We start from the raw sequence: 12,550 nt of genomic DNA, 5'->3' as shown, positions 1-12,550 counted from the left end.
CCTCTAACAACCAGTAGTTACTCATCTTCCTCTTGGCCTTTCTTTAGCCCGGCGTAGAGGAAGTAGGCGCCGTGGCGGACGAAGCGGGTGGTATCGGCGCCGGTGTCGAGCAGGGTAAGGGCCACGTCGCCGTTTTCGGAAGGGCCGGTTTGCACGCGGTAGGTGCCGGGCTTGGGTGAAGACGTAGCTGAACTCGCCGGCCTGCACCACGGCGTCTTCGGGTAGCGTATACTGGCGGCGGCCGGCGGTTTGAATGTGGGCCGCCACGCGCTGGCCGGGCAGCATGGCCACGCTCTGCACGTAGCCGCCCATTATGGCCGAAATGAAGGCCATGTTCTGAGGCGGCACGTCAATTATACCCTTAGCCTGCACATCGGAGGTTATGTTTTTCCAGACAAACCCACCGGTTTCCATCCCCGCCTAAGGAAGGCGTTTCTTATGCTCGGGGCGGTTCCAGCAAGGGGCGGCTTATGCTGAAGGCGTAGAGCGAGCCGGGGGTTTGCCGGTAATCGGCGCCGCGCTAGGCCAGGGGCAGGGCGGGGGCCATTGCGCGGGCCGCTACAGGCAGCACGAAGTTTACCAGCACGCAGTTATGATAGTGCTGTTCCAGGGGTAGCTTCTTGTGGTCTTGGGGGTCGCGGTGCGAAAAAGGGTTTTGCTGGCACCCTGGGGGTCATAGTGCAGGGCCAGGAAAGCCACTATTGGCAAGTCGCTGCCAGCCAGCGTACAGTGGTAGCGGTAGTGCTCGGCTAGCTCGGGCAGTTTAGTCAGCTCCGAAAGGTCATGGCTGGGGCAGGAGGCTGCCAAGCAGCATCACAATTCCCAAAAGCCGAGCAACAACCGTTTTCAGCACAGAAAATGTAACGCGCCGGAAGTAGGGTTGTTTGTGAAAGATGACTGCCGGCTGAAATTTGGAATGACTATGAGACTGGGGCACCCGTAAATGGCGCACAACCTCAACCTTAGCCGCCGCGTAAGGCAGGCAGCCATTAGCTGCGCGCACTGCCCGGCACCGGCGCCCGTTACTTTATGTTGAAATGGTATTTCTGCGCGGCGCTGCTGCTGGCCGGGCTACTGGCTTCGCGGCCGGCTGCTGCCTATTCCGTGCTTACCCACCAGGCCAACGTAGACTCGACCTGGAAGCCGTGCATGCTGCCGCTGTTGCAAAGCCATTACCCCGGAGCCACCGAGGAAGAATTGATTGAGGCCAAAGCTCACGCGTATGGTGGCTCCATTCTGCAGGACATGGGCTATTACCCCTTCGGCTCGGAGCTATTTACCAACCTGACGCATTACGTACGCAGCGGCGACTTTGTGCGCAACCTGCTAATCGAGGCCCGAAACCGCAACGAGTACGCGTTTGCTCTGGGGGCACTGGCTCACTATGCTGCCGACGTGAACGGCCACCCCGCCGGTACCAATAAGGCCATGGCCAGCGTTTATCCCGAACTCAAGGCCAAATTCGGCGACAATATCACCTACGAAGAAGCCCCTATTCAGCACACCCAACTCGAATTTGCCTTCGATGTGGTGCAGATGGCCTCGGGCCGCTACCGCTCGGCTGACTACCAACGCTATATCGGTTTCCAGGTAAGCAAGGAGGTTTTGGAGCGGGCTTTTCTGAAAACCTACGGACTGGAGCTGGGCCAGGTGATTGTAAACGTAGACTTGGCCATCGGCTCGTTTCGGTTTGCGGTGCGCAGCCTCATCCCGATTGCCAGCCGCGCCGCCTGGCAGTCGAAGAAAAATGAGATTCGCGAAGAAATTCCGCAGGCCCGCCGCCGCGAATACGTGTATAAGGACAGCCAGCACGATTACGAGGAAAAGTATGGCACCGAGTACGAGCACCCCGGTTTTGGGGCCCGCATCCTGTCGTACTTCGTGCGGGTGCTGCCCAAAATCGGGCCGCTCAAGCCATTTGCCTTTAAGCTGCCCACGCCCGAGGCCCAGAAGCTGTTTAAGTCCAGCTTCAACCAAGTGATGACTGACTACTGCGGGCTGCTCGATGCGCAGCCCCGCGATACCGTTGCTGCACCGCCCGCGCTGGCTAACACCGATTTCGATACTGGCCGCCCCACCAAGCCCGGTGCCTATGCCCTGACCGATGTAACCTACGGCGAGTGGCTGCAGAAGCTGGCCGACCAGAAATTTGAGAACCTGACGGCTGTCCAGAAGAAGAACCTACTGGCCTTTTACCAAGACCCCAGCCTGCCCGCCACTAACAACGACAAAGGGGAGGACAAGGAAGAGGATGCGGAGAAGCAGAAACGCGAAGAGGAGAAAGTACGCGCAAAAATCAGCGAAGCTCTCCAGTCACTTCGGGCCGCTACGCCGATAACCGAAGCGCGACCCTAGCTGGCCATCCAGCTTATAGCCTCTTTTTCATCCTGAAACAGCTGCAGCTTGTAGGCCGGATGCGTCTGGGCCGTGACGGTGGCGGCGCGCATGGCAGGGTTTTGCTGCAACACGGCAATGTGGTCGGGTGCAAACAAATAGGCTACGCACAGCATGGCCGGGGCCAGTTCATTGGCTACGGCCGGTAGAAGCGTAGTAACTACCCAGCCCGAAACGGCGGCGTCCAGTTGGGCACGGCAGCGTACATCTATCAGCCAGCGAGATGCTCCGTGGCTATAGCTCATTTCGCGGGCCGCCCGCATACCTTCCTGAACTTCGGCGAATGATACATCCCGCTGCCAGCGCACCGCTAACAGGGCTAAATCAGGATCGTAAGATAAGTGGAGGTAGTCGTCAGTACCCAGAATAGAAGAAAACATGACAACAAAAGTACAGTAATAGCGAGAACTGTCTACTGTCGAGCTTCGCTCGTCTGCACCAGTCCGCTACTGAGGCGGCGCAGAATGATTTCGGCCTGTTTAGCTTGGTAGCGAATATCGAGCAGGCGGGTTTCGGCCTGCAGTTGGGTGCGCTGGGCCTCGCGCAGCACCAGCGGCGTAAGTAGTCCAAGACGGTAGCGCTCTAGGGCAATGGCCACGTTTTCGCGGGCCAGCAGAATGTTGGATTCTTCCAGCTCCAGTAGCGCCAGCCGGTTTTGGTACTGGGCATAGGCCTGCTCGGCATCGGCATCGAGCTGGAGCTGGAGCTGGTCGAGCTGCAGCTGGGTTTGTTCCTGCGTGATGCGGGCGTTCTGTTCCTGCCGATTCCTGTTAAATCCGTCGAAAATGGGTACCGAAGCCACTACGCCGTAGTTGAGGCCATACGTCCGGCCGGTGGTGGTAACGAGTTGGGCACCAAAAAAGGAGGCGTTGTTGATGTTGCGGTTGAAGCCGTAGCCGCTCGTGAGGCCCACGCGTGGGTAACGCGAGGCCTGCACCAGTTTGCGGTCCAAGGCCGCTATTTCAGTGTTGAAGCGGGCCTGCTGCAGGCGGGGGTTGCGCTGGCGCAGGGCAGTTAGCACCTCGTCGCGGCCCAGGTCACGGGCCACTACAATCGAGTCCTGGGGCAGAAAGTCGAGGCCCGGAGCGCGGCCCAGCAGCTCGTTGAGATTTATTTTAGCGCTTTTCAACGATTCCTGCTGCTGAATCAGGGCCGAGCGGTCGGCGTTGTAGTCCACCCGTGCCGTCAGCACTTCCACCTTGGCACTCACGCCCACATCCACCCGCGCCTGGGTCAGGTCGATGCGGGCCTGCCCGATTTTTAGCGCTTCTTCGAGCGAGTTAATCTTGCCCGATTCACGCACCACCACGAAGTAGGCATCCATCACGGCGGCCACGGTTTCCTCAATGGTAGCCCGCGTCAGCTGTTGTTGGCTTTGCTCCAGCACCTGCAGCCGGTCGTAGGCGATAAACATGCCCAGGCCGTCGAAAATGGTCCAGGTAGCGGCCACGTTGGCCTGCAGCTGGTTTGACTTGGCCCCGTTGGCAATGCTGGGCTCGGGCCGCGCCTCCGACTCCTGCCGCACATTGTTGCGGTTGAAGTTGCGCACGAAGTTGCCATTGACGACCGGCAGCTGGCCGGCATTGCCGCGGGTTACATTGTTTTCGGCAATGCGGGCATCCTGCTGCGAAACCCGGATGGTGTAGTTGCTTTCCACGCCCAACCGGACAGCCTCGGCCAGCGAAAGGGGTGGAGCCGGAGCCACGGTTTCGGGCCTCTCGGTTTGGGGCTTGCTCTGAGGCTTCTGGGTGGTTTCGCGGCGCGAAGGCAGCACCGGCTGCTGGGCCAGGGCGGGTAGGCCGGTAGTCAGCAGAAGCAGCGGCAGGAGCAGGGAACGGGAGGACATTCGAGGGGAAATAGATAGAAGGCCGGGCTGGTAGCCAAAACAGGCAGGCAGCACTATGCTGCTACTTTTTCGGGCTCGGGAGCCGGCTTGTGCTTTTTAGCCGTGGCGAAATACGAGTACATCACCGGCACCACGTACAGCGTAAGGACCGTGGCGAAAAACAGGCCGCCCACTACGCCGATGCCCATGGCCCGGCGGCTCAGAGCGCCCGCGCCGGTGGCCATGGCAATGGGCAGAATGCCCAGAATAGCACAAAGCGACGTCATCAGAATAGGGCGGAAACGAGCCGTAGCACCTTCCACCAAACCGCTCATGTAGTCCATGCCCTGCTCTACTTTCTGGTTGGCAAACTCTACGATAAGGATACCGTTTTTCGTCACCAACCCGATGAGCATGATGATGCCGATCTGCGAGAACAGATTCAGGGTCTGGTTGAAGTACCACAAGCTCAGCAATGCCCCGCTCAAGGCCAGCGGCACCGTTATCATGATGATAACCGGGTCGCGGAAGCTCTCAAACTGCGCGGCCAGCACCAGGTAAATCAATACCAGCGCCAGGCCGAAGGCGAACAGCAGCGACGAGGAGCTTTCCTCAAAGTCGCGGGAGGCGCCCGCCAGTTCGGTGGCGTAGGTGTCGTCGAGGGTTTTATCGGCAATGGCGCGCATGGCGGCAATACCGTCGCCCAACGTCTGGCCAGGAGCCAGCGACGCCGAGAACGTGGCCGCGTTGTAGCGGTTGAAGCGGAACAGCTGGGGCGGCGTGCTGCTTTCCTCCATCTTGATCACGTTATCCAGCTGCACCAGCTCGCCGGTGCGGCTCTTCACGCTCAGCAGCCGCACATCGAGCGGCTGGCTGCGGTCTTCACGCGCCACTTGCCCGATAATCTGGTATTGCTTGCCGTTTTTGATGAAATAGCCGTAGCGCTGCCCGCTCAGGCTGGCCTGTAGCGTCTGCGAAATATCCTGCACCGACACACCCAGGCTTTGGGCCTTGTCGCGGTCGATGTTCACGCGCAGTTCGGGCTTGTTGAATTTCAGGTCCACGTCCACGAACTGGAAGGTGGGGTCGAGGCGGGCGGCTTCCAGGAACTTAGGCACGGCCGTGCGCAGCTTCTCGAAATCCTGGGTTTGAATAACGAACTGCACCGGCAGACCGCCGCCGCCGCCCGAACCGATGCTCTGGTCCTGGCTAACGGAGGTACGGGCGGCCGTGAGGTTTTTCACGCCCGCCGAAATGGCATCGGCCACTTCTCCTTGGGTACGCGTGCGGTCCTCAGGTTCCTTCAGCAGCACCCGCGCAAAGCCCGAGTTGGCCCCACCCGACCAGCCCGGCGAAGTCACCGTGAAGATGCTGCCCAAATCGGCACCCGCCGAATCGATGGCCAGCTGGTTGAGCTGGGTGATGTACTTGTCCATGAACTCGTAGGAAGCTCCTTCGGGGCCGGTGGCATTCACGTTCACGCGGCTACGGTCTTCCACCGGCGCCAGCTCCGATGGGATAATGCCCAAAAAGTACCAGGTGCCCAGGCCCGTGCCGGCCACCACCAGCCAGGCCAGCCAGCGGTTGCGCAGAAACGTCTGCAAACTCTCGCGGTAGCCATTAACAACGCGCTGAAAGAACGGCTCTGTTTTGCGGTAAAACCAGTTGTGGGTTTCCTCGCGCTTGAGCAGCCGCGAGCACATCATGGGCGTAAGTGTGAGCGAAACGAAGGCCGAAATCAGCACCGAACCCGCCACTACAATGCCGAACTCGCGGAACAGCCGCCCGGTAATGCCCGTCAGGAAAACTACGGGCAGAAACACGGCCGCCAGTACCACCGTGGTGCTCACTACAGCCAGCAGAATTTCCTCGGAACCCTTGATGGAGGCCTCGCGGGGCGATTCGCCGGCCTCAATGCGGGTGTAGATATTCTCCAGCACCACAATGGCGTCATCCACCACCAAGCCGATGGCCAGCACCACGCCCAGCAGCGTGAGCACGTTGATGGAGAAGTCGAGCAGGTACATCACGAAGAAAATACCAATCAGCGACACCGGAATGGCCACAATGGGGATGAGCGTGGAGCGCCAGTCGCGCAGGAACAGGAAGATGACGACGACCACCAGAATGAAGGCCTCAATCAGCGTCTGTTTCACCTCGTCAATCGACTGGCGGATAAACACCGAGTAGTCGATGGCGGGCTCGATTTTGAGGTCGGCGGGCAGGTCTTTGCCGAACTGGGCCACGCGCTTGTTGAACTCGTCGGCAATGTCAATCTGGTTCGAGCCGGGCTGCGGAATAACGGCCAGCGCCACGCCCGGTACGCCGTTCACGCGGAACAGCGTCTGGTCGTTTTCGGCATACAGCTCGGCGTAACCGATGTCCGACATGCGCACGAGCGAGCCTTCGTCGCGCCGGATAACGAGGTTGTTGAACTCCTCGACCGTGGTGAGGCGGCCCATGGTGCGCAGCGTGAGCTGGGTGGCCTGGCCCTGCACCGAGCCGCTGGGCAGTTCCACGTTTTCGCGGGCCAGGGCCTGCTGCACGTCCACCGGGCTCACGCCCAGCGCCGACAGTTTCACCGGGTCGAGCCATAGGCGCATGGAGTAGCGCCGCTCGCCGTACACCCGAATTTCCGATACGCCCGGGATAGTCTGGAGCCGCTCGCGTAGCGTGTTAATGGCGTAGTCGGTAAGTTCGAGCAAGTTGCGCTCCTTGGAAGTTAAGTAGCTCAGCACCACGGGCTGCGAGTCGGCGTTGGCCTTGCTCACGGTGGGCGGGTCCATATCGCGCGGCAGGCGCCCCTGCACCCCCGAAACCTTGTCGCGCACGTCGTTGGCGGCCGTTTCCAGGTCGGCGTCGAGGTCGAATTCCACCCGGATGCTGGCCCGGCCGTCGCGCGAGTTAGAGGTCAGGTTCTTGATGCCCGGCACGCCGTTGATGGCCGCTTCGAGTACCTCCGTCACCTGGGCTTGCATCACATCGGCCGAGGCCCCGGTGTAGGAGCCCGATACGCTGATAATGGGCGGGTCGACGCTCGGGTACTCGCGCACGCTCAGGTAGCGAAACCCGATGACGCCGAAAATGACAATCACCAGGCTCATCACCAGAGCAAGGACGGGGCGGTTGATACTTGTGCTAGAAAGACTCATTTTTTTTGATCAAGGTAGCAGTAACATGCAGCGCGATGATGCTCACGCATTATGCCATCAAAACATAGGTTCATAACTGAAAAGCATATTCCCAGAATAAATAAGCTAGAGGACAGTAGTATATTTTATATTACTGTATTCTTGATAATTTATAGTGTTATGCGCTTATGTTATTATGAAGCTGTTTAGGAAGTCAAAGGAACGTCATGCTGAGCTTGCCGAAGCATCTCTACCGCTTCGTAGCAGTCGTTCAACGAAGCGGCAGAGATGCTTCGGCAAGCTCAGCATGACGTTCTGATTGATTCCAAGTACTTCCTAAACAGTTTCTATAAATACACACTCAAGTATATATCGTAATAAAATCAACTATTTATCTAAGTCTTTAGCAAAATCTGGAAGTGAAATGTATTCAAGATGAACACCATTTACGAAGCATTCATTCTTATTGCCCGGCTTGTAAATTGTATCACCAACCTCAGCCTCATCTTCTACATCGGAACTCATTATTGAGTAAACCTGAATTTTTCGATTGATTTCTATCTCCATGTGAGTTGTCTTTCTAAAGTAGATAGATTTTATTATACCTATATATTCCTCACTTATCAATTTTTGATAAGTTTCACGATCTGATTCTTTTCCTATGTGCATTAATAAAGCAATGAACAAGCAGAATACCGATACAAAGGCAAACTTCTTCATCTTACTTATTGACAAGATCTAAATCGGAAATGAGTTGACCGCAAACTTTTAATTTTTAACAGAAACGACCACCGCGTCGCCTGGCTTCACCTGTAGGATGCCGGTCCGAATCACGGTGTCGCCCACGGCCAGGCCGGCGGTTACCTGGATGAGCTGGTTGGAGCGCAGGCCGATGCTGATTTTGCGGGGCTCCATTTTGCCGTTTTTCACCAGGTACACGCTGTAGCCGGCGGCTTCGGGCACAACGGCTTCGGTGGGCACCTGGAGCGCGCCTTCCGTCTGGCCCAACTCCAGGTTTACTTTCACAAAGGCGCCGGGGCGCAGCTCGTTATTAGTGTTAGCGTAGCGGGCGCGTACGGTCTGGGTGCGGCTCACGGGGTCAATCTGCGGGTCGAGGGCGTACACCTTGGCCTGGTATTTCTGGCTGGAACTCTCGTCGGTGATGGTCACGGCCTCGCCCACGGCCACCTGCCGGGCGAAGCGGCCGGGCACGGCAAACTCTACTTTTACCGGCCTCACTTTAGAAAGCGTAGTGATTTCGGTGCCGGGGCTCACGTAGGTACCCACCGTGGCCGTGGTCAGGCCCAGTACTCCATCGAACGGAGCCCGGATGGTGGATTTGGCCAGCGTGGCCTGCAAAGCGCCCAGCTCGGCGCGGGCCGTGAGCACCTGGTTGTTGGCCTGCTCGTACTCCTGGGCACTGATGTACTCCTTATCGAGCAGGATGCGCTGCCGCTTCTCCTGATCCTGGAAAAGCTTGATGTTGTACTGCTGCTTGCGCAACGCGGCCTGAATATCGGCCGAGTTGATGCTGACCAGCACCTGGCCCTTGCGCACCGGCTGGCCCTCGCGCAGGTTGAGGCTGGTTATCTTGCCGGCTACTTCGCTTTTGATGATAACGGCTTCCTCGGCCAGCACCGAGCCGGTGGCGGCCACCGCATCGGCGAGGTTGGTGGCCTTCACCACATACACTTCCACAGGCAGGCCCGGACCGGCTTTGGCCGAGCCGCCGCCTTCCTTGCCTTTGCCGGCTGCACCTTTGCCGCCACCCTTGGCTTCGGGAGCCGGGAAGTACTTCATTTTAGCAAAAACCAGCCCGGCCACTACGGCCAAAGCCAGCAGCAGCCATAGTATCCGGCGGCCGGCTCCGCTGGTGCGGGTCGGGGCCACCTGGGGCTCTTCTTCTAAATATTCCTGAGTTTGCATGAACGGCAGCTGCGCTTACCGGTGCTCCCTTACCTGGGCCGCCCGTCGCATGTACCACAACGCGCTGCCCTGGTTGCAGGTTTAAAACTGCCGGCACCGGGATAGATAATGGGGGTAAGACACCGATTCGGCCCCCGGGTTGCGCGGCTGGTAGCCTGGTTGGCCGGCAAACCGCTTAATTGCGCTATTTGCGCTGCCAATGGTTGCCGGCTTCAAACAATACCTTCGCATTTCAGCGGTTCAGTACCTTCCCGCGTAGCATCTCATTATATATGGAGCAGCGTAATTTCTTTCAGGAAGTGCACGAAGTGGTGCGGCTGGTGCCGGCTGGCCGCGTAACCACTTACGGAGCCATTGCCCACTACCTGGGGTCGCGGCGCGGGGCCCGCATGGTGGGCTGGGCCATGATGGCCGCCCACACGGCCAACGAGTACGTGCCGGCCCACCGCGTCATCAACCGCAACGGGCAGCTCACGGGCCGGCAGCATTTCGCCACACCCACCGCCATGCAGGAGGCGCTGGAGGCCGAGGGTCTCGTCGTTTCAGACGACGAGGTGCAGAACTTCAAGCAGCTGTTCTGGGACCCGACCGCAGAACTGGTGTGAGTTGGGTAGGAAACGGTAGCTATAGAGGTCGGTGTAGGGGCGGGGCTTAGCTGCGCTGTCCTGCGGTTGTCCCCGCCCGCCGCTAGCACGTGCTTCACGGAGCCTACAAACAGTCAGTCCACGCCTCGTTTTAACGGCGGGCGGGGGCAAGCCCCACCCCTACACCGACCTCCCAATCCCTAGGCACTAAGCGGGACGGTGCTCATTGCCTGGCGGATGGCGCCCAGCACTTCTTCGGGGCTGGCATTCTTGAGTAGGTAGCCGTGGGCTCCTTCGGCCCGAAGCGAGTCAATCAGCTCGGGCTCGTCGTGCATGGAGATGATGATGGAGCGCACCTGCGGATACTGGGTGCGTAGCAGCCGCACCGTCTGGAGCCCGTCGAGCACCGGCATCTGCAGGTCCATCAGAATAACGTCCGGAATTACACCCTGGTCGAGGTGTTCGAGCAGTTCCTGGCCGTCGCCGGCCTCGAAGAGAACCTCCATGCCGGGAAAGCCGCTGATGAGGGCGCGCAGACCTTTGCGGAACAGAATGTGGTCGTCGACGACGGCCAGGCGGATAGAGACGGTACTCATGCCAGTGGTGGGATATAGGGCGAGGTGGAAGCAAGGTAAGGCAGCGGCAGCGAAATTTTCACGGTAGTGCCCTGACCAGGTGAGGATTGGTGCTGTAAGGTGCCGCGGAGCACGCCTACACGGCTGCGCAGGTTGGTCAGGCCCAGGCCGGTGCGGGTACTGGGTAGTGGCTGCTGGTCCGACTGGGTGGGGTCGAAGCCGATGCCGTCGTCGATGTAGCGCAGCGTGAGTTCCTCAGTGCCGAAATCGACCAGCATCTGAATGTTGCTGGCGTGGGCGTGGCGCAGGCCGTTGCCCATGAGTTCCTGCACAATGCGGTACACAATCAGCTCGTAGCGGGCATCGAGGCGGCGGGGTGTGCCGGTCTGCTCAATACTGACGCGGGTGGGGCCATCGGCCGGAATGGTGCGGGCCAGCGCTTCGAGGGCGAAAGGCAGCCCGAATTTCTGCAGGGCCGCCGGTAGCAGGTTGCGCGAAATGCGCCGGACCTCGTTAATGGCCTGGTCGAGCAGCAGCGTGGCCTCGTGGGTGAGGGCCGGTTGGTTGAGCGTGTTGAGGTGCAGCTTCACAATGGCCAGCGTGGTGCCTACGCCGTCGTGCAGGTCGCCGGCAATGCGGCGGCGCTCCTCCTCCTGGGCCAGCAAAGCGGCTTCCAGGGCCTGCTGCTGGCCGGTTTCGTGCAGCTCCTGCATCTGCATCTGCTGCTGAATGAGGCGGCGCTGGTAGCGCACCACGAAGCCCACTACGCCCAGCGCCAGCAGCAGCAGAATAGGAGTGACGAGAATAAGCGGAAGCAGCGCGTCGGGCATGGGAAGGGGCGGCCAGCAACCCGGCCAGCCGGGTAAGCGGAGCAAGATACCGATTTAGCCGACCAGATGCGGCGGCAGTACCCGGTAGCGCCAGTTTTTGGTAGGCGGCCGCCACCCCAGCCGGAACCGCAGCCACTGCGGCAGCGCGTGGCGCGGCGTTACGCCCATCGGGAAGAGCGTGATGAGGTGCAGCAGCATGCCAAACTGAAGGGCGCGCAGGAAGGGGTAAAACCAGAGCGCTGAAACACCATTATGTTGTTGATTAAAGCGTATAATAGAATTGCTGAGCCAGCTGTAGCGGGATAAATCCTGGCCGATAAACATGAGTAGCGAACAAGAATAGTAAATGCCTACGATAAAGCAAAAAATAAAAACCGGACTTTTGGCCGGTGGAACTAAGTAGTCATGACGAATCATTTGGTTCAGCTGGCGAAAGGCCATGAAGACCAGAAAGCAATTGCCTACTGTCCGACTGAGCGTATTCATATTAGTAATCAGCCCATCAACCCATAGCGCGCTAGTAATGGCGCTAGCGAAAAATAGTAGCCAACCTATCTTCAGCCAATTTCTGGTATTATCGGATGCTAAGTTAATAAATATTAGTGTTAGCCATGTGGCATCACAAAAGGTTGAAATATGGAAGGCGAATATATTATTGTGTAATACTTTTCTGGCAAATGTATCAAAAACATATAAAAAGGAATCACACAATAAATAAGCCGTTAAAGGTCGGAAAACAGGGGTAACTTTCGTCTTCCGGGCCCACATTATCCCTAGTATTAGCAGGCTGATACTCTCTCCAATTCGTAGAAATAGGAAAATGCCATTATACCAGGTCATGGCCGATAGCTAATTTAACGTACTACCAGGGTCGCATACAGACGGACATTTGCTGGTCATATCCCCCACAATACCGTCATCATACATGGCTTCCCCATTCGCTCCCAGGCGCGGCACGATGTCGTGGCCGTTCTTATCAACCCCAACAACCAGTATCTGCGACTCATCAGCTTCGGTCAGGTCCGCTTTTGATTTCTTTAGGCCCATGTAAAACCGCAAGCCCACACAGCCTTCCTGGTTCTTTATCTCATCGAGCAGCTTATTGCCGAAGTAGTAGGCGTTGATGCGCTTACGGCCGGCAGCTTCGGCTTCGGTTAGCGCCTCCTTACGGTAATTGGCGGTCCATTCGGCTGCTTCTGCCACCAGGATAGGGGCGCCAGCGTCGGGATTGAAGCCGGGAATGGGGTCGTTGTTTTTCATTTTTTAAGGAAATGTTGTGGGTGGA

At 58.4% G+C, this 12,550-nt stretch carries 12 protein-coding genes; 2 read left to right on the top strand and 10 right to left on the bottom strand.

Features of this window, described 5'->3' with window-relative positions:
* Positions 1–17: 17 nt before the first annotated feature.
* Positions 18–155 (bottom strand): hypothetical protein, encoded by a 138-nt coding sequence (locus HW554_RS04660; RefSeq protein ID WP_176907266.1) that lies wholly within the window; start codon positions 153–155, stop codon positions 18–20.
* An 874-nt stretch (positions 156–1,029) separates the two neighbouring features.
* On the opposite strand from HW554_RS04660, the gene HW554_RS04655 reads away from it, so the two are divergent.
* Positions 1,030–2,355: a zinc dependent phospholipase C family protein gene (locus HW554_RS04655; RefSeq protein ID WP_176907264.1), complete on the top strand. Its 1,326-nt coding sequence runs from the start codon at positions 1,030–1,032 to the stop codon at positions 2,353–2,355.
* Here the strand turns inward: HW554_RS04655 and HW554_RS04650 are convergent.
* The 5 genes from HW554_RS04650 to HW554_RS04630 form a co-directional block, all read right to left on the bottom strand.
* Positions 2,352–2,774 carry an STAS/SEC14 domain-containing protein gene (locus HW554_RS04650; RefSeq protein WP_176907262.1) on the bottom strand — a complete coding sequence of 141 codons (423 nt, stop codon included), beginning with the start codon at positions 2,772–2,774 and terminating at the stop codon, positions 2,352–2,354. The genes HW554_RS04655 and HW554_RS04650 overlap by 4 nt on opposite strands.
* A gap of 32 nt (positions 2,775–2,806) precedes the next feature.
* A complete protein-coding gene (locus HW554_RS04645) occupies positions 2,807–4,240 on the bottom strand; it encodes a TolC family protein (RefSeq protein WP_176907260.1) in 1,434 nt (477 codons plus the stop codon).
* Between the two features lie 53 nt (positions 4,241–4,293).
* Positions 4,294–7,371, bottom strand: a complete 3,078-nt coding sequence (locus tag HW554_RS04640) for an efflux RND transporter permease subunit (protein WP_176907258.1) — start codon at positions 7,369–7,371, stop codon at positions 4,294–4,296.
* 366 nt (positions 7,372–7,737) lie between these two features.
* Positions 7,738–8,070 carry a hypothetical protein gene (locus HW554_RS04635; protein ID WP_176907256.1) on the bottom strand — a complete coding sequence of 111 codons (333 nt, stop codon included), beginning with the start codon at positions 8,068–8,070 and terminating at the stop codon, positions 7,738–7,740.
* Positions 8,071–8,118: 48 nt separating this feature from the next.
* Positions 8,119–9,276: an efflux RND transporter periplasmic adaptor subunit gene (locus HW554_RS04630; RefSeq protein ID WP_176907255.1), complete on the bottom strand. Its 1,158-nt coding sequence runs from the start codon at positions 9,274–9,276 to the stop codon at positions 8,119–8,121.
* 272 nt (positions 9,277–9,548) lie between these two features.
* Here HW554_RS04630 and HW554_RS04625 point away from each other — a divergent pair, with 272 nt between their 5' ends.
* Positions 9,549–9,881 carry an MGMT family protein gene (locus HW554_RS04625; RefSeq protein ID WP_176907253.1) on the top strand — a complete coding sequence of 111 codons (333 nt, stop codon included), beginning with the start codon at positions 9,549–9,551 and terminating at the stop codon, positions 9,879–9,881.
* Between the two features lie 179 nt (positions 9,882–10,060).
* On the opposite strand, the gene HW554_RS04620 is transcribed toward HW554_RS04625, so the two are convergent.
* Genes HW554_RS04620 through HW554_RS04605 form a run of 4 tightly spaced genes read right to left on the bottom strand, consistent with a single transcriptional unit; the run spans position 10,061 to position 12,525 of the window.
* Entirely contained in the window at positions 10,061–10,456 is a 396-nt protein-coding gene (locus tag HW554_RS04620) for a response regulator (RefSeq protein ID WP_176907251.1), read from the bottom strand.
* On the bottom strand, positions 10,453–11,265 hold the full coding sequence (locus tag HW554_RS04615; RefSeq protein ID WP_176907250.1) for a sensor histidine kinase: 813 nt from the start codon (positions 11,263–11,265) through the stop codon (positions 10,453–10,455). The genes HW554_RS04620 and HW554_RS04615 overlap by 4 nt, the downstream gene beginning before the upstream one ends.
* Positions 11,266–11,319: 54 nt before the next feature.
* On the bottom strand, positions 11,320–12,105 hold the full coding sequence (locus HW554_RS04610; protein WP_176907248.1) for a hypothetical protein: 786 nt from the start codon (positions 12,103–12,105) through the stop codon (positions 11,320–11,322).
* A 9-nt stretch (positions 12,106–12,114) separates the two neighbouring features.
* A complete protein-coding gene (locus HW554_RS04605) occupies positions 12,115–12,525 on the bottom strand; it encodes a hypothetical protein (protein ID WP_176907246.1) in 411 nt (136 codons plus the stop codon).
* Between the last annotated feature and the right edge of the window lie 25 nt (positions 12,526–12,550).

The organism is Hymenobacter lapidiphilus, assembly GCF_013377885.1.
In the GTDB taxonomy this organism is placed as follows: domain Bacteria; phylum Bacteroidota; class Bacteroidia; order Cytophagales; family Hymenobacteraceae; genus Hymenobacter; species Hymenobacter lapidiphilus.
This window is presented reverse-complemented; position numbering and strand designations above follow the sequence as displayed.